The 17,630-nt window shown below is 53.9% G+C and carries 12 protein-coding genes; 4 read left to right on the forward strand and 8 right to left on the reverse strand.

Translation table 11 applies throughout. The features are described from left to right. The 3 genes from ACMGDE_RS12170 to ACMGDE_RS12180 all read right to left on the reverse strand — a co-directional run bounded on the left by ACMGDE_RS12170 (window position 1) and on the right by ACMGDE_RS12180 (window position 2,015). A complete protein-coding gene (locus ACMGDE_RS12170) occupies window positions 1–612 on the reverse strand; it encodes an RNA polymerase sigma-70 factor (protein ID WP_436833059.1) in 612 nt (203 codons plus the stop codon). Between the two features lie 16 nt (window positions 613–628). Then, window positions 629–1,435, reverse strand: coding sequence for an N-acetylmuramic acid 6-phosphate etherase (murQ, locus tag ACMGDE_RS12175; RefSeq protein WP_436833060.1), 807 nt, complete (start codon window positions 1,433–1,435; stop codon window positions 629–631). Between the two features lie 115 nt (window positions 1,436–1,550). Then, complete coding sequence (locus tag ACMGDE_RS12180) at window positions 1,551–2,015, reverse strand: 3-oxoacyl-ACP synthase (protein WP_436833061.1); 465 nt, start codon at window positions 2,013–2,015, stop codon at window positions 1,551–1,553. A gap of 185 nt (window positions 2,016–2,200) precedes the next feature. On the opposite strand from ACMGDE_RS12180, the gene ACMGDE_RS12185 reads away from it, so the two are divergent. The 3 genes from ACMGDE_RS12185 (at window position 2,201) to ACMGDE_RS12195 (ending at window position 7,164) form a co-directional block, all read left to right on the forward strand. Then, a complete protein-coding gene (locus tag ACMGDE_RS12185; protein WP_436833062.1) occupies window positions 2,201–2,323 on the forward strand; it encodes a hypothetical protein in 123 nt (40 codons plus the stop codon). A 217-nt stretch (window positions 2,324–2,540) separates the two neighbouring features. Next, complete coding sequence (locus ACMGDE_RS12190) at window positions 2,541–5,564, forward strand: SusC/RagA family TonB-linked outer membrane protein (RefSeq protein ID WP_436833063.1); 3,024 nt, start codon at window positions 2,541–2,543, stop codon at window positions 5,562–5,564. Between the two features lie 19 nt (window positions 5,565–5,583). After that, the gene (locus ACMGDE_RS12195) at window positions 5,584–7,164 is read left to right on the forward strand and encodes a RagB/SusD family nutrient uptake outer membrane protein (protein ID WP_436833064.1); all 1,581 of its coding nucleotides are present in this window, start codon (window positions 5,584–5,586) and stop codon (window positions 7,162–7,164) included. Between the two features lie 21 nt (window positions 7,165–7,185). Here ACMGDE_RS12195 and ACMGDE_RS12200 read toward each other — a convergent pair whose 3' ends face one another. The 5 genes from ACMGDE_RS12200 to ACMGDE_RS12220 all read right to left on the reverse strand — a co-directional run bounded on the left by ACMGDE_RS12200 (window position 7,186) and on the right by ACMGDE_RS12220 (window position 16,327). After that, entirely contained in the window at window positions 7,186–8,949 is a 1,764-nt protein-coding gene (locus ACMGDE_RS12200; RefSeq protein WP_436833065.1) for an amidohydrolase family protein, read from the reverse strand. Further along, on the reverse strand, window positions 8,949–10,436 hold the full coding sequence (locus ACMGDE_RS12205; RefSeq protein ID WP_436833066.1) for a RagB/SusD family nutrient uptake outer membrane protein: 1,488 nt from the start codon (window positions 10,434–10,436) through the stop codon (window positions 8,949–8,951). Before ACMGDE_RS12205 ends, ACMGDE_RS12200 begins: the two co-directional genes overlap by 1 nt. Before the next feature lie 17 nt (window positions 10,437–10,453). Continuing rightward, complete coding sequence (locus ACMGDE_RS12210) at window positions 10,454–13,570, reverse strand: SusC/RagA family TonB-linked outer membrane protein (RefSeq protein WP_436833067.1); 3,117 nt, start codon at window positions 13,568–13,570, stop codon at window positions 10,454–10,456. 289 nt (window positions 13,571–13,859) lie between these two features. After that, window positions 13,860–15,365: a glycosyl hydrolase family 28-related protein gene (locus ACMGDE_RS12215; protein ID WP_436833068.1), complete on the reverse strand. Its 1,506-nt coding sequence runs from the start codon at window positions 15,363–15,365 to the stop codon at window positions 13,860–13,862. Window positions 15,366–15,406: 41 nt separating this feature from the next. Next, the gene (locus ACMGDE_RS12220) at window positions 15,407–16,327 is read right to left on the reverse strand and encodes an SDR family oxidoreductase (RefSeq protein WP_436833069.1); all 921 of its coding nucleotides are present in this window, start codon (window positions 16,325–16,327) and stop codon (window positions 15,407–15,409) included. 143 nt (window positions 16,328–16,470) lie between these two features. Between ACMGDE_RS12220 and ACMGDE_RS12225 the strand changes: the two genes are divergently transcribed. Beyond that, window positions 16,471–17,550: an acyltransferase family protein gene (locus tag ACMGDE_RS12225; protein WP_436833070.1), complete on the forward strand. Its 1,080-nt coding sequence runs from the start codon at window positions 16,471–16,473 to the stop codon at window positions 17,548–17,550. The last annotated feature ends 80 nt before the right edge of the window (window positions 17,551–17,630 follow it).

Here is a 17,630-nt window from a genome sequence, read left to right on the forward strand (position 1 = left end):
TTAGATGAGCAATAACAATAGCTGCCGCAGCGATCCGCCCGCGCTACCCGAATTGAAATAACGTTCGACCTCCTCATTGAGCTGCTTCACAGCCAGGTAGACCTGATTTTCTACCGTGCGTACTGACAAGCCGAGCAGTTCAGCCACCTCCCGGCATTTCAGCCGATCTTCTTTGACCATCCTGAAAATCGCCTTCCGCTGGTCGGGCAAGTTATCCACCACTTGATCGAGGTAGGCCAGCAGTTCCTTATACTCCAGCACCTGTTCCGGATCTGCCGAGGCAGTCACCTGTGCCTCGGCAGCCCCCAACTCCTCTATCGGCACCTGGGGGTACTTGGCTTCACGCTTCAGGTACGTCAGGCAAGCATTCTTTACCGAACGATACAGGTAAAATACCGGACTATGGATATCGGCCAGGGTCGCCCGCCGCAACCAGAGCTGCACGAAGCGTTCCGACACGATCTCCTCGGCCTCGGCCTCGTTTTTGAGGTATTGCAGCGCAAACCGCTTGAGGTTATCGAAGTGCTGCAGGTATACCTGGTCAAACGCCTTCTTCTCTCCGGCCTGTATTTGCCTGAATAATTCGTTGATATTGGATCCGTTGATCGCCATGTTTATCGCTCGGGGGTTAGGCATTCACCAGTTCTATTGCCTTGCGTACACTGCCATGCGCGACGATCAACCGCTCGGCCGTGGCTTCATCCATCCCGGTTTCCTCCATTAGCATTGCGATGCCGCGTTTTTTCAATTTAATATTGGACACTTGCATATCCACCATCTTATTGCCTTTTATCCTGCCCAGTTGAATCATTACGGACGTGCTAATCATGTTGAGCACCATCTTCTGCGCCGTACCCGCCTTCATGCGGGTAGAACCCGTGACGAACTCCGGGCCGGTGCGTACCACGATGGGGTACGTCGCCTCCCCGGCCATGGGGCTTCCGCCATTGCACACCAAACATCCCGTCAGCAAGCCGTGCCGGTTGCACTGCTCCAGTGCGGCCAGCGCATAGGGTGTTGACCCCGAGGCCGAGATGGCCAATACCACGTCATCTGCCTCGATTCCGACCGCCTCCAGGTCATGCCAAGCCTGCCGCGTATCATCCTCGGCAAATTCCACCGCCTTTCTGATTGCGCGGTCGCCGCCAGCCATCAGCCCCATCACCCGATCCGCCGGTACCCCAAAAGTAGGCGGACATTCCGAAGCATCCAAAATACCTAGGCGACCGCTAGTGCCCGCTCCGATGTAAATCAGGCGGCCACCTTGCTTCATCTGTGCGCTTACGGCGGCGACAAACGCCTCGATCTGCGGGATGGCTTCGCGGACAGCAAGCGCCACCCGCTGGTCTTCCCGGTTGATGTTGGTCAGCAGTGAAGCAATGCTTTGGTGCTCCAGGTCGGTGTAGGGCGACGCCTGCTCGGTCAGTTCTTCCATCTATACTATATTATCGTTACTGGTATGTTCATCATCCTATACCAATAAGACCGCAAAATCGGATAAACTACTCAAATGAAAAACGAAAAAATTTCAGCTGGTGGAAACATAGGGGTTAAACAACCTGATGAATCACATATTCAAGGTTATTGAATACGACGTGATCGCCCGCTTCGACGCCGATCAGCTGATGGCCCATTGGGGAGGCAGTGGAGACCGCCCAGAACGCTTGGCCGCCGATGTCCAGGCGGCCCGCACTGATCGCCAGAAAAAACGTTCCCCGACTGGTTTCCACGAGGCTGCCCAGTTTGGCTGGTCCAGTTTGCGGGCGCGCATTCAGCGCCGCCAATACCTGCGCCATCCGCTGCGCTTCCGCCAGCAGCTGCTGATGCCTGCCGATTTCCTGCTGCATCATTTCGCGGGTGGTCTCAAATTTATCTCCCGCACTGCTTTTGGTATCATCTGCGGCCGCATCGCTTGCCGATGCGATGGCCTGCTGGGCGTTGGCGAGGCGTTGGGCTACATACTGCTTACAGGCAGCCAATAAGGCTGCTTTGATGGTGCTATATTCGTTATCCATGTGTTATCAATCGGTCTGCTGCTACCGCCGGGTTGCGCACGCCCTCCGTGGTAGCGGTGCCCAATGTACGGATAAATTTTTTTCGCCGCCGCTTTCCGGCTCCTCGCTATAGCTACACTTATTTTTATCCGACAACCTAACTTTCTCACCGATTTATTGTTTTACTTCAAAACAACGCAGGGGTTATGAACAAATTATTCAGGGCATTGATTGCCGGATGGGGAGCCAAGAAACTCGGGTTTGGCTGCTTCGGCACCATTATCATCTTCATTATTCTTTACTACCTGCTGGGGTATCTCTTTGGTTAACGGCAAACAATTTTTCTGCTTGTTTGTATATTCTCAAATCGTTTTAGTTCACTTGACCAAGTAGACTACTACGAACGAACCAATGGCATGGCGGTTGGGCGGTCCAAACGCTTCATGTACACTAACAACACACACCAATTATTGATTTAAAATGATGCATCATTATCTTAATTTTCTGGCTAACGTGATGAAATCAGGTTTGCGCAGTTGCTGTGCAATGATGATTTGTCTGGTTCCTTTTGTCGGCTTTGGCCAATCCGGGTTTACCGTTACGGGTACGGTGAGGTCGGCGGGCGGTACCGGGGACAATCCGCCGCTTTCGGGGGTAAGTGTGACGGTGAAGGGCGCAACCGGAGGTACTACCACCAATGAATCCGGCCAATTCAGCATTGAAGTGCCCTCGGCGGATGCGGTGTTGGTATTCACCTACCTGGGGTATCAGCCGCAGGAGATCCGCGTGGGCGACAGCCGCACGTTCGATGTACAGCTGACGGCCACCGACCAGCAAATCGACGAAGTGGTGGTGGTCGGCTACGGTACACAGCGCAAATCAGACCTGACCGGTTCTGTAGGGGTATTATCAGGAGACGACCTGCTACAGGCCCCCGTAACCAATGCATTGCAGGGGATGAAAGGCCGCGTGGCGGGCGTAAACGTATTCCTCAACTCCGGATCCCCCTCCGGCAGTCCCCGTATCCTGATCAGGGGGTTGGGTACCATCAACTCCTCTTCCAATCCACTGTTTGTGGTTGATGGCGTGGCGATGGAAAACATCCAATTCCTCAATCCCAATGACATCGAGCGCATGGAGGTGCTGAAAGATGCATCATCCACAGCCATCTACGGTGCCCGTGGAGCCAACGGCGTGATCCTGATCACCACCCGGCGGGGTGCCAGCGTGACCGGCACGATCGTCGGCTATGAAGGGTTTGTGAATGTGGGTACGCTGCCGCGCAAGATCGACGTGCTCAATTCGGCCGAATTTCTGGAAGTCGTCGAGCGTGGGTTTGCCAACCACTCCAAATACAGCACAGCCAATATCCCCACGCTCACCCGCACGGATCCGCGGCTGTTCGATGCGCAGGGCAATCCGCTGTATGATACCGACTGGCAGGAAGAGGCCACCCGCACGGCCGTATCTCATAATCACCAGTTTTCGGTGCAGACCAAGGCCGAGAATTCGTCATTCGGCGCATTTATCAACTACGCTGATATGCAGGGCATCATGCTCAACAATTGGCTGGAACGCGTCAACGGCAAAATTGCCTATGATGCCCAGCCCAAAGAGTGGCTTTCGCTGGGCATCAACCTGCTGGCCAACTACACCAAGGAAAACGAATTCGAGGAAGGCGGCGGCCACCAGATGCCACGCCGGTCCATGCTCGAAATGGCTCCCATCTTTCCGGTCAAGTTTCCGGATGGCACCTGGGCCAACAGTAGCATGATCAGCGATCCGTTCGGTCTGGAGGCCATCCCCAATCCGGTGCATGTGCTCGAAACACAGGACAGGATTCGCAAGCGGCAGCAGCTGTTCGGTAACGCCTTCCTCACGTTCCACATCCTACCGGGGCTCGACCTGCGCACGCAGTTCGGTTTTGACAAGCACGATACCAACATCCAGGAGTACAGTCCCACGGACTTGATCAACATCTCGTCGCCGCTGGGCCGCGCTTACCTGGAAAACCAGCGTTCGTTTTACTGGCAGGAAGAAACCTACCTCAACTACAACAAGGACATCGGGGATCACCGCATCAACGCGGTATTGGGGCTCAGCTGGCAGCAGCGTGTCTATGAGAATAACTCCATCTCGGCAGAAGGGTTTGCGGACGATTTCTTCCGGTTCAACGCCATCCAGTCGGCCAGCCAGCCGGGCGCACCGAACTCCTCGTATGACAAGTGGGCGATGAACTCCTATTTCCTGCGCGGCAGCTACAGCTTCAAGAACAAGTACCTGCTGACCGTGACCGGGCGGATGGACGGCTCATCGCGGTTTGGCGAAAACAACAAATATGGCATCTTCCCCTCGGCGGGCGTGGGCTGGGTACTCTCCGAGGAACCGTTCCTGGCCGATATGGAGGGGCTGGATGAATTGAAGGTCCGATCGAGCTACGGCGTGACGGGCAATACCGAGATCCCCACCTACCAGTCACTCGGCACCATCTCCACGGGTACCACCCTGCTCAATGGTGCGCGGGTATCGCAGAGCTTTGTCAACCGCCTGCCCAACCCCAACCTGGAATGGGAAAAGACCAACCAGTTTGACGTCGGCTTCGATCTTGCCTTATTCAACAGGCGCCTGACGGTGGCGTTCGACTATTATTACAAACTGACCACTGACCTGCTGCTGGACAAGCCCGTACCCACCACCACCGGGTTCACGGGTGTACGGGACAACATCGGCTCGGTATCCAACCGGGGTATCGAAGTGCTGGTCAGCGGCTCCCCGGTAGCGAATGACGTGCTGACCTGGCAGTCTACCATTAATTTCAGCTACAACAAAAACCGCATTGAGGCCCTTGGCGAAAATGACGAGGACATCTTCCCCGGTCCCAACTGGGTATCGGGCAGCCAGACCATCCTGCGCGTGGGTGAGCCCCTCAGTTCATTCTGGGGATACCAGCGCCTGGGCACCTGGGGTACCGACGAAGCCGAAGAAGCGGCCGCCGTGGGTGCAGTACCGGGCGTGGCCAAGCGCAGCGCCGAACGCACGATCATCGGCAACGGACTGCCCGAATGGGTGGGGAGTTTCGTCAATAACGTGACCTACAAAAATTTTGACCTCACTGTAGACCTACAATTTGTATATGGTGCGGATATCTTGCAGCAATTTACACACTCCATGGAAGACCGCACCGGCCTGTCCAACGGGCTGGCCACCACCCTGTATGACAGCTGGACGGAGAACAACCAGAATACCATGGTGCAGCAGATCCGCAATGGCCCTTATTCGGGACAGAACAGCGAGGTAGATGACCATTGGGTCGCCGATGGGTCATACCTGCGCGGCAATCTGATTTCGCTTGGTTATAACTTCGGTGACCTGACGCTGAAAACGCTCAACCTGCGGGGATTCCGCATTTATGCAAGCGTGCAGAATGCATTTCTGGTCAAGTCAGACGACTTCAAAGGATACGATCCAGAGGCCACATCCTGGGGCGGCGACCAATGGGGGCAGAATATTTTCTTCTTCCAATACCCCAATCCGCGGACGTTTACCTTAGGTACTAGTTTTCAATTCTAACCCACACAATTTCGAGAAGATGAAAAAGTTTATCGCAATCATATTTTCAGCGGGGATGTTGGCCACCTCTTGTTCAGAATTCCTCACCGAGGTACCCAAGGACGAGATTGCCCCCGACCAGTTTTTCCAGAATCCGGAGCATGCCTACAACTCCGTGAATGCCCTATACCGATCGGGTGTACCGTCTTTATTCGGTGCCAGCGTCTACGGTGGCTCGCGGCTGATGTTTGGACCTTATCTATCGGGGTTGGTAGACAACGACTACAAAGGGCAAGAAATACACGTGCAGCACGCCCAGCAACTCACGCTGAATAGCGTCAACATGTCGGGCTACCTCGGCGGGTTCTGGCGTGATATGTACCTCGGTATCTCACGGGCGAACAATGCCATCAAATACATCCCCACTACGCCGGGACTGCCTGAAGCCGACGCCAATCGGCTGCTGGCCGAGGCCCGCTTCTTCCGGGCGATGAATTACTATTACCTGGTCCGTTATTTCGGCGGCGTGCCGCTGATCACCGAACCCTACGAAAACCTGGAAAACCTGTATGTCGCACGTGCGTCGGTGGCCGAGGTATATGCCCTCATCACGGAGGACCTCACCTTCGCCGCCGGGGAAGGCCGACTTGCGGGCACCACCATGAGCAGCAACGAAAACCGCATCACGCAGGGCGCCGCACAATCGCTTTTGGCTGAGGTATACCTCACGATGAGCGGCTATCCGCTGCAGGCAGACCACTATGCCGATGCCGCCCGGGAAGCCCGCGCGGTCATCAATGGCGGTACATACAGCCTCACCCAGCATGGACGCAATGCAGGGGGCGCCGTGGATGCCGCCAACAGTGCCTACAACAAGGCACGGATGGCAGACAACCTGCCCAACGAGCATATTTACTATTTTGAATACGCTGTCGGTATCGAAAACTCTGGCTACACCCAATACGCCTTCCCCGTGAGCATGGCACCCGAACTGGCCTATGCCATTTTTAACAATGCCTACCGTCCCACCGCCGGGCTATTGCGGGCGTATGACCCCGATGAGGACCTGCGTATACAAGAAAAGCAGTATTTTCATTCGTCGCGCACCCGTGAAAACGGTACTGTGGCCAACTTCGACACGGCACCCCACCTCTGGTTTGACGAGCAAGCATCGGTGGAAACCGCCACCTCTGGCAAAGACCTGCCCATTATCACCTACGCCAACGTCTTGCTTATCGCCGCCGAAGCCATTGCGCGCTCCGAAGGCGTCACAGCCGAAGCCATCGATTACCTTGCCCAAGTGCGGGGGCGTGCATACTGGCAGCAGACTGATGCGCAGGTGAAGGCCCAGTTGAGCGGCCTCAGCCCCGAGAGGTTCGTACAGGAAGTATGGAAGGAACGGCTTAGGGAACTGCTTTTTGAATTTCAGGTCTGGTCCGATATCCAACGTACGCGGCAGTACCCGGTCACCGCGGCGGGCGGTCAGATCAGTTTCGTCAACGTCATCGGTCACCGCAACAGCTTTGGGGCTACTTATGCCGAGACGCACCTGCTGTTTCCGCTGCCCGACGACGAATTGCAGCGCAATCCTTCATTGGAGCAGAACCCGGGGTACGAATAATTCGGAATCCGGCTACCGGAGCTATACCGCCCCCTGATTTCGGGGGCGGTTACGACCGTCCCGATAGTGCTCGGGGATGTTATAAGTCGGCAGCCGATCCATACTCGGTTTGATGACGTGCCATGCGTTTCCGCCCAGTAGTTTGGTTTTCGTTTCCACAGGCAACCGGGTAAATACCGCCCAGCCCAGTTGTTGGCGGGGGTCGCGCATCGGAAGGTCCGATCCATAGAGGATCCGGTCTTCTCCCGCACCCTCCATGAGGTATTCGATGATACCGAGGTGGACAGGCGTCAGTGTGATCTCCGCATAGATGTTCGGATACTTCCGCATGGCTGCTATGGCCCTATCTGCCATGGCAAAACTCCCTCCGGCATGCGCAATGACCCAACGCACGTTGGGGTATTTCGGTGCCAAGGTCTCCACTTCCTGCAAGTCCGAGCGCGTGCTATGCAACAGGCCGTACAAACCATGCTCGTTGCCATATTTCCACCAGACATCATAGGCCGGGTCGTGATACGGGATGCCATAAAACGGATAGGGCTTCATGCCGATGAAGCGTTTGTCTTTATATACCTCGGGAATCATCACCGCCAGCTCTTCCTGCGAGTAATGCGACGGATCAAAATTTGCCAGTCCCCAATATCCCGGAGGCGCCACGTCCAACGCCTGCGTAGCCGTAACATTACCTCCGGCCGAATCCACGCTTACCACGCCGTTCCAGCTCATGATCCCCCCGCCGGCATATCCCAGCCGTTTCACTAGGGCAAATACGCCCTTAGGACCACCATTGTGCATACGGTAATGCCATCCAGCCCCATGCAACCCTTCGTGAAGGATGTGCATATGCATGTCAACGACGGGTACCGGCACGGGCCTGCCGTGGCGCACGGCACGCATCAAGGAATCTTCTGACTTATTTTCCCGCCATTCGGGAGGACGTTTGCCGTGCAGCAGCCTGGTGAGATTACCCCCCGCGATCTTCTCCCTGTCTTCCCGGGGCACAGCCGCATAGTCGACATAAGCACGATGCGCTCCCATGGACATGGTAGGCGCATTGGAAGCAAACACCAACCGATCGACGTAGCCGTCTTGGCACAGGGTTTCCAGTCCTTCATTGATCTGGAAATTATCGAAACTGATATGGAGATTATCATACGTTGCAAGCATGGGCAGCAGCATCCGCTGGGCAGACCAGACCACGCCGGTCAGCAACACAGGTAAGCTGCGATAGCGGTTAAGCAATGCTTTGATGCCTCCCAACCCCCCGAACTCCTCGACGCGGACTACCGTGAGCACCCGGTTCTCCGTTAACCAGCTCAACAAATCAGTTGCCCCGGCGGCTTCCCAATCCCAGTTGTTCGTAGAAGGATGCAACGTCACCGCCCGTACGTCGTGCTGCTTCATCAGCGCACCCAACGCTTCAGGAGCCGGAAACTCTTCGGTATCTGCTGGCAACAGGTTCCACACCGGAAATAAATACGGATAGGGCTTCAGCAACTCGCAAAGCTCGAGGTTGGAGTACATGGGGTCATAGTTTACTGAAAGCGTATACCCCACCAACGCGCCCGATATCGAACAGTGTTCCATTTCATCGACCAGATGCTTCAAGCTCCATCGCTCAGCGGGGTGCTTATTGCGCTTGGGTCCAATACAGGTGAACCCATCAAAAAACAACAACGGCCGCTCCGCTGTCTCCTGACCCGAAACAGGGAGGGAATGGCCGACGGCAACGGCCATTCCCCCCACGGCACACTGCCGAATGAAATCCCTTCTTGACCGGTCCATCAGTGATATCCTTCATTTTGTTGCAGTACCTCACTCCCGACCAAGTCGATCTGGCTACGCGGAATCGGCATGTACCGATGGTGTTCTTCCGGATGGAGCGTTACGACCTGAACAGACCCATCGGAGGGATTGTAGTATCGCTCTACCGTTGTCAGTTCAGTCAGGTAGCGGCCTGTCCGGACCAGATCAAACCAACGCTCATTTTCAAAGGCAAATTCCAAGCGCCGCTCCAACAGGAGTTTATCCATAAACGCCTCTTCAGTAGCGATATCGGCCATCGTATAATCGTGGCTATCGTTGCCAAAAGCCCGCTGACGCACGCGATTGATCTCGGTTAGGGCCAGCTCCGGCTGACCTAGGTTGTACAGGACCTCCGCCCTGAGCAGCACCAGATCAGCATATCGAAGCACAGGCAGGTCCAGCCCGCTGGCATTCGGCGTATGCTGGACGGCAAACTTGCTCACAAACGGGTACCAAACCGGGGGGTCGGCCGGGGGGCTGTTGGGCGATTTCCAATACGGCGTAATGGTTTCATCTTTGCGCGCATCGTCATCAGTATATCGTTTATACAGGCTCCAGGTCGGGAAGATGTTTTCATTGCCACGGGCTGATATGCCTGACACCCCGAAATACGGCAGGAAATCCGTAGAAAGCGCGTGTCCGTTCTCGCCGTCCAGGTATTTCATGGCAAAAATGATCTCGCTGTTGTTTTCAGTACCGAGGGACCAAAGCGATCCGAAGTCAGCCTCCAAGCTGAAGCCAAAACCCGCCGCCATATCCAAGTAGTTTTTGGCACCCGCCCAATCTTTCAGGTACACGTGTACCTTGGCCAATAAGGAAACGGCCGCTTCTTTACTCGTCCGTCCGGCAGGCATATCCGCTTTTGCCGGGAGATACGCCATGGCCTGCTCCAGGTCCTGCACGATTTGGGCATACACTTCACTTTCAGCAGCGCGCGGTATATCATACGTCTCTTCTACCGAGAGTTTGGATGTCACTAGGGGCACACCGCCAAACAGCTTCACGAGGTCGAAGTACAGCAGCGCCCGCATAAACAGCGCCTCTCCGGTAAGTTGCTCTTTTTGGCTTTCCGCATAATCGGCCGGATTGTCTATATAAAAAAGGACTGAATTAGCCCGGAAGATCCCCTCGTAGCACGTTTGCCAGAAGCTCGCAAAAAGCGGATTCTCAGAAGTAATAGAAAGATTATTCAGTTCGTCGATGCCACCGATGTTGAAATAACCCGTGCGGTAGGTATTATCTGAAAGCATTTCCGAAATCGTCCAGTCCCGCGGAAACCGCCGTTGGTAATTGTTGTAGATACCCAACACCGCACCATCCATATCGGACGCCGTTTTGAAAAAATTCACTTCCGTCAGTTCTGAATCCGGTGTCAGTTCCAATATGTGGTTGCAGCCACTGAAGAAGCACAAGAAAAAAACCAGCGACACAGCCTTGGTCAACTGATTGATGAGATTACATATCATCGTGCGATTGCTTATGGTTAGAAATTTGCATTGACTCCAAACGTATACACCCTATTGATGGGTTCCGAGCCATTGTTGAACCCGGGCATGCTATTTATCCCGTCGACCTCCCCGCCGGTAAAACCTTCCGGATTGTATCCGTGGAATCCCTTCTTGGTAATCATCAGCAGGTTGCTGATAGAGGCAAACACGCGCAGGTTATTGATCTTTATTTTTTCCAAAAACGACTGCGGTATACGGTAGCCCAGATTCAGATTGCGGATCGCGACAAACGAGGCATCTTCCAGGTAATAATCACTGTTGGACACCCAAGCCAGCTGGCTCAGCGCCGTTGCGGGCTCCTTGCCATTGCCTGGTTCGTTTTCAGACCACCACTGGTTTTCCACCAACGACCGCCTGATGGCGCTGACCGTGGCACCCTGGTAATACAGGTTTTCCAGGTTGTACAGCTTGGCTCCGATGGATGACTGCATGGCAATACTGAGGTCGAAATTTTTCCACGAAAAGTCATTGACCATGCCCAGCGTCGCTTTGGGCAAGTAGCTGCCCAGTATCACCCGGTCGTCCGGCGTGATCTGCCCATCGGGCACCCCATCCGGACCGCCCACATCGGCATACTTGGTGTTCCCCGGCTTTGAACCGGCCATGATGGGCGAATGATCGACATCTTCCTGGTCGACGAGCACCCCCAGCGACCGATACCCATAGTATGAAAACATCGGCTCACCCACCCGCAGGATCCACGACATCCCCCGCGAATGCGTATTAATCACTTCGTCTACCCCTCCCAGATCGACCACCTCGTTCCTGTTTCTCGAAAAGTTAAAGGCCGTTTCCCACCGAAAAGCACCGGTCAGGTTCCGAGAATTCAATTCCACTTCAAAACCGGTATTGCGGATGTCCCCGACGTTGACAATCGCTGTCGGGAATCCGGAAATAGCGGGCACCGATACATCGTATAGCAGGTTGCTGGTCTTTTTGCGGTAATAGTCAGCCGCTATCGTGATGCGGTTATCAAACAAACCCAAATCAAGCCCCGCGTTGTAGCTCTCCGTTCGTTCCCACTGCAATCCGGCGTTGCCTATGGCATTTTGCGCCCATCCTTTTGTCAAGACATCATCTGGCGAGTAATATACCGCCGAAACCGTACCCAAATAGCTGAAATCACCGATATTGAAGTTGCCTACCACGCCGTAGCTGAGTCTCGGCTTCAGTTCGCTGATCACCCGGTTGCCCCGCAGGAATTCCTCCTGCGAAATGCGCCACGCGATGGAAGCCGAGGGAAAATTGCCCCATCGGTTGTCCGGGCCGAACCGGGAGCTGCCATCCGTACGGAAGGAGGCCGCCAGCAGGTACCGGCCTTTATAGGCATAATTGACCCGCCCGAAATACGAGACCAACCCCCATTTCGACTTGGTCGTATACGAACGTGACGGATCGATGATCGCATTGTTCAGCGTGCGGATCGTCTCGTTGTTGAAACTGCCCGCCACGGCGGTCTGCAGCGCCGTGCGTGACGTAGCTTTTTGGAAAGAAGCGCCCAGAATCGCGTTGAAGTCATGATCCCCGCCAAAATCATTGCTGTACCGCAGTACATTCTCATTTAACAGGTTGATGGATCGCGTGTCTCTGGCCGACCCCGAGTTAAGTCCGTTGGAAGTAGCCATAGCAGCCTGGAAATTTTCGGCGATGCCGTAGGTAATATTGGCCCCAAAAGAAGAACGGATGGATAGTCCTTTCAACAAGTCGGCCTCGACATACATTTCGCCCACATTATTCATGGACGAAGAGGTGTTAAACGTGCCGTACAACGTGGCCAGCGGGCTTACCTGCCCGGACACCGAATTGCCCCAATAATCCAGCGGGCGGGGGTATGTCCCATCCGGATATGGGTCAGGCGACACAAACGGCGATGTTTTGACAATGGCCTCCATGGTGACAGGCGATGTCTGCCGATCGGCCCAATTCGGGCTGACCATCAAACCGGCACGGACGCGGGACGTTAGCTTGGCATCCAAGTTTGCCCGGAAAGCATAATTCTTGTAACCTGTGTTCAGCAGCGTGCCCTTTTCATCCCGATACGTGCCGGAGATATAATACGTGATGTTCTCTGTCCCACCCCGCACCGAAAGGCTATAGTTTTGCATCGGCGCTGGGCGAAGCAAGATATCTTCCCACACATAGTCCCCCTCACGGATCACCGGGTTGACACGGAAGTTGGGCGGGCGGCGTTCATCGCCCCACAGCGGCACCGAGATGTCGCCACCCTGCCAGGCATATTCCCTGTTCATGTACTTAGCCACATAGTCGTGAAATTCATCGCCCGTGATCCAATCATCGTGGCCAAGCGCCTCGCTAACACCTGCGTAAGCGTTTACTTCAAGCTGCGGCTTACCCATCGTGCCCTTTTTGGTCGTGATGATGATGACCCCGCCCGATCCACGCGAACCATAGATCGCTGCGGAAGATGCATCCTTCAGCACCTCAATGGATTCCACGTCGTTCATATTGACACTGCTCATACTCGCGCCAGGGAATCCATCGATCACGACCAACGGGTCGTTGCTTGCCGAAATAGATCCAGACCCCCGCACGCGGATAATGGGGGCAGACCCCGGATTGCTCCGCGTATTCGAGATGTTTACACCCGCCAACCGGCCTACCAATGCCAATTCAGGACGCCCCACGGGAACCTGATCCAGTATTTTATTTTCCACTTTGGCGATAGCGGCCGTGACCGAGCTTTTCTTTTGTGTCCCATAGCCAACCACGATTACTTCGTCGAGCCCTGCCACATCTTCCTCCATGACCACGTCCAGACTAGTCTTGCCAGACACCTCCACCTCCAGCTCCTTATAGCCCATGCGTTTGAACACCAGCATGTCGGTGGGCTCAACTTGTTCAATGGTAAACTTGCCTTCCGTGCTGGTTGCTGTACCCGACCCGGTCCGTTTTACCGTGACACTTACGCCATCCAGCGGTACACCGGTGGCATCCCTCACCGTGCCCGATACACCCTGCTGCATCCGAACACCGGTCGCCGGCAACGGACTGCCCGCTCGCGCGACCGGAACGGCCAGCGTACCCCAAGCTGTTAAGCTTAAAAGCCAAAGAAAATAACGCGTTTTTTTCATGCCTATATCAATTAGTTGTTTCTTGTCCTATAAGCACATTGCGCAAATGGCGTCCGTTGGTCGTTTTACATATCGGGTACGTACCCGTAATCAAGCAATACGAACTGCCGCCAAATTCCTGCACACAACATGCATAAGCGCTCCCTTAAAATTGAGTATTAAGGATTATAATCGGTAACGTACCCGCTAAGTACAGAAATATATTTTAAACTTCCAAATTTTTGAAAAATACATGCTATTTCGGAGGTTCAGTCGATCGGTTCGCAGCGGCAAGTTTAAAATCCCTCTGTCAAAAAACAACGGTTTTGCACTGTCCCGAAACATCCGCGATCACCGCCCTCACCTTCACCGTGCCCGTGCGGGCAAAGGAATAGTGCCATCTGCGATCCTCGGCGAAGTTTTCGTTGGCATCCTGCTGGGTCTGTATCTTCTCAGGCACATCCGCATCTCCCACATAAAATGCCACATGTATGATTGATAAATTGCTTACTACCCAGAGGTGTCGGCCATCCCAACCTGCCCGGATATCGCTTTTGGCCAAATCACCGTCTTTGCAGGGGCACACCCGGCTATCCACAAAATTATGCGGGGTGGCATTATCGGTCGGCCCGCCGTCTGCACCTTGGTGGATCTTGCTGTTCGGTCCACAGATTACATTCATGGTGATCAATCCGCCGAAAAGCCGGTCGGTGCCAATGGACGCTCCCCAACCAAAGCCGTTATTGACCGTTGATGAACTGATGCCGACCACATTTCCCTGCGCCAGCACCGCATAGCCGCTCACCTCGATGCCATAGCCCAGGTGGCTATCCGGATCCATGCAGCAAGGCTCGGTCTGTATAACCGTATTGTTCATGTACACGCCGTTGACGTTCTGGTCGATCGGCCAACTCATCCCGAAGGTCACTTTGTTAGGGTACCAAAAGTCATACGCAAAATTATTCGCCATGTAGGGTGCCACGACCGAGCTCCCCGCGCCGCCCTTGGTCAAGCAGCCGTTTTCGTTATTGCTGCAATGCTGAAATTCAGACGCGATGCGGTGGATAAAGCGGAATTCATTGTTGGTCGACCGGAAATCATGCGACACATCCGGACCGTTGAAAAATCCTTTCAGGCCATTATAACCAATGTGTTCAAAATAGTTGAAGCTCAGATCGATGTGGTCGCCGAACCCAAACGCCCAGAAACCGCTCCCATCGGGGTTCCATGGCCTCCCCCTGTACTGCTCCCAACCTCCGGGGATACCGATGATGTCTATGAATTTATTGCCTCTGAGCACGAGGTCGGAGACGTACTTGGCCGTTATTCCATTTGATCCATCCCAGATATGCTCAAAAGTATTGCCGATGAAGGTCAGACGCCGGTCGTACCCATCGGCACCTCCGGTAAATTGGATCCCCTTACCTCGATACACGATACCGAAAGAACCGACATCATGGACACCCTGCGCGGTCAACCCAGTTTCGGACACGATGTGCAATACGGGATTATCGACGCCATACAACTGCAACCCGCTCGTGAACTCAAATGGCGTATTGATCAGGTAGGTGCCCGGGGGAATCACAATGGCGCTCCCGGTCTTTGCGGCCTTCATGAACGCCGGGCTATCATCGGTTTTGCCGTCACCTTTGGCCCCAAAATCTTTTTTTATGTTTTTGGCATGCGCCGGTGGTAGAGGCACCGCAATGTCGCGCCAGGTAAGTGGCATCTGCTGTTGCGCAAACAGCGTATAAGTCGCAAATAACAATGCAACGACGGTCAGCTTCCGGGTTAGATTGTCAAAAATAGTCTTCATCCGTTGTCAAGGAAAAAATGATTTCTACAACAAACTAGATTTTACCGATAGCCCGTGGTATCGGCTGGTTTTCCCACATCCTGCACCTCTACGAGGTAACGCCAGCAGTCAGGTTGCGATCCATCCACGTCCCTTACATCATAGTGAATGGCCAGTTCCCCGCTCGAGACGGATTGACCTGTCCACCGCAACTTATTATCATCGGCGGCGAGGGCCGCCAATGCTCGGCCGATATACCGCGGTGATTCGGAAATGGCAAAGTGCGGCTGCTGCTTAATTGCCTCCTCCCAGTTGGGCTCCGATACGCCATAATGCTCGAGCATGATCTCGGAGCGCAACCATCCCGGTGTCACGGCCACTGACGTGGCTTTATAGGCAGCTAAATCCTTGGCATGCGCCCATGCCATGCGTATCGGCGCATTTTTAGCCAAATCGTAGAATACCGATAACCGATAGTTGTCTTTGTTATACGCGGCCGTACCATCGGTGACCTCTACCAGCAGTCCGCCTTCGCGCTCAATGAGCAGCGGCAACGCATGGTGAGCAGTGATCAGGTGCGTATCTACCGCCAGGTGAAGCAGGCGCAGTCCTTTTTGCAGCGAATGCTCCCACACAGGTTTGTTCCATTCGGTGAGGTACTCACCACCCCAAATGTCGTTGACGAGGATATCCAGCCGACCATGATCTGTCCGAATCCGGTCTACAAGCGCTTTTACTTCGGCATCCACCAGGTGGTCTACCACCAACGGTATTGCCACACCGCCTGTGTCGGTAATCAGCTTGGCCGTCTCTTCAATGGTCTCCGGCCGGCCATATTCAGACTGTCGGTTGGCCGTGGTGCGGCCCGTCACATATACCGTGGCTCCCGCCATCCCCAATTCCAGTGCGATGCCTCTACCGGCACCCCGGGTAGCGCCCGCCACCAGCGCTACTTTTCCATTCAGTTTCTTATCGGTCGTCATGAGTTGCTATTGGTTCTTTTCTCTTAAACGAAGAAACGAGTTTAATTGATACAACATCCATCGGATGTGCATCTAAATGAAATATTGCTATTTTTGGAAAATCCGAACATGAAACTACCCATTCAATTGTTTACCGATAGATAATGAGCGCCACCCCTTCGACAACACTGAACACCAAACAGCATTTTAGTATATTAGATGGCCTCCGCGGTATTGCGGCTATCGGGATCGTGATCTTCCATTTTATGGAATGGATGTATACTGATTTCAGCTTGAATTTCATTGGACATGGTTTTCTGGCGGTAGACTTTTTCTTCTGTCTCTCGGGCTTTGTCATCGCCTATGCCTATGACGATCGGCTGGCGAAAATGGGAATACTCGAGTTTTTTAAACGCCGGTTGATCCGGTTGCATCCACTGGTGATCCTGGGGTCTGTTTTGGGATTGTTGGGGTTTCTGCTGGACCCATATGTGGATAACCTCGCCTCATATAACCTCCCGCAGATCGCACTGCTGTTCGTGACATCGATTTTGCTGATCCCGAATCCAACCATGGCTGATAGGAGCTTCAATGTCTTTGGTCTGAATGCGCCTTCGTGGTCCTTATTCTGGGAATACATGGCTAACATCTGCTATGCGTTGGTCCTGGTTCGGCTGAATAAGCGGGTTATTTATGTATTGACGCTGCTGGCGGCTATTGTACTCGGAAAAATCGCATACCAAACGGGTAACCTGCTGGGTGGGTGGAGCGCGGATAACTTTTGGCACGGCGGGGCCCGTATCTCGTATTCGTTTCTGATGGGGATGCTGATTTTCAGGAATCGGTGGATCATCCGAAACAAACTGGGCTTCGTGGGCCTCACTATCCTGCTGTTAGCGGCGCTGATGATGCCTTATTTTGCTGAAAACTGGCTGGTGGAGCTATTGATTGTGCTCTGCTATTTCCCATTGCTGGTTTCGTTGGGCGCCGGTGCAACGCTATCGCCAAGATTAGCAAAGGTATGTGATTTATCAGGACGGATTTCGTACCCGCTGTATATGACGCATTACTTCGCCATTTGGATTTTTGGAAATTTCTTCTTGGCAAACAAACCGGAACCCCGCGATTTAACAGGCGTGATTATACTAGCCACTATTGGATTATTGTTCATCGCGTATCTGGCAATGCGGTTTTACGATGAACCGATCCGTAAATATTTGTCTAAACGCACGGTCAAAAAATGAAGCGAATCATCATATTGGACTGAGCTAAATATACACTAAATCAGGTATTGCATACCCTTTCTGTATTAGAGAGCTTTGGA

The organism is Parapedobacter brassicae, assembly GCF_051400755.1.
Classification (GTDB): Bacteria; Bacteroidota; Bacteroidia; order Sphingobacteriales; family Sphingobacteriaceae; genus Parapedobacter.

Coding starts and splice junctions, on each gene's coding strand:
- murQ (WP_436833060.1), bottom strand. CDS start 1,435: ATGGAAGAACTGACCGAGCAGGCGTCGCCCTACACCGACCTGGAGCAC.
- ACMGDE_RS12225 (WP_436833070.1), top strand. CDS start 16,471: ATGAGCGCCACCCCTTCGACAACACTGAACACCAAACAGCATTTTAGT.
- ACMGDE_RS12220 (WP_436833069.1), bottom strand. CDS start 16,327: ATGACGACCGATAAGAAACTGAATGGAAAAGTAGCGCTGGTGGCGGGC.
- ACMGDE_RS12195 (WP_436833064.1), top strand. CDS start 5,584: ATGAAAAAGTTTATCGCAATCATATTTTCAGCGGGGATGTTGGCCACC.
- ACMGDE_RS12185 (WP_436833062.1), top strand. CDS start 2,201: ATGAACAAATTATTCAGGGCATTGATTGCCGGATGGGGAGCCAAGAAA.
- ACMGDE_RS12170 (WP_436833059.1), bottom strand. CDS start 612: ATGGCGATCAACGGATCCAATATCAACGAATTATTCAGGCAAATACAG.
- ACMGDE_RS12180 (WP_436833061.1), bottom strand. CDS start 2,015: ATGGATAACGAATATAGCACCATCAAAGCAGCCTTATTGGCTGCCTGT.
- ACMGDE_RS12205 (WP_436833066.1), bottom strand. CDS start 10,436: ATGATATGTAATCTCATCAATCAGTTGACCAAGGCTGTGTCGCTGGTT.
- ACMGDE_RS12215 (WP_436833068.1), bottom strand. CDS start 15,365: ATGAAGACTATTTTTGACAATCTAACCCGGAAGCTGACCGTCGTTGCA.
- ACMGDE_RS12200 (WP_436833065.1), bottom strand. CDS start 8,949: ATGGACCGGTCAAGAAGGGATTTCATTCGGCAGTGTGCCGTGGGGGGA.
- ACMGDE_RS12210 (WP_436833067.1), bottom strand. CDS start 13,570: ATGAAAAAAACGCGTTATTTTCTTTGGCTTTTAAGCTTAACAGCTTGG.
- ACMGDE_RS12190 (WP_436833063.1), top strand. CDS start 2,541: ATGATGATTTGTCTGGTTCCTTTTGTCGGCTTTGGCCAATCCGGGTTT.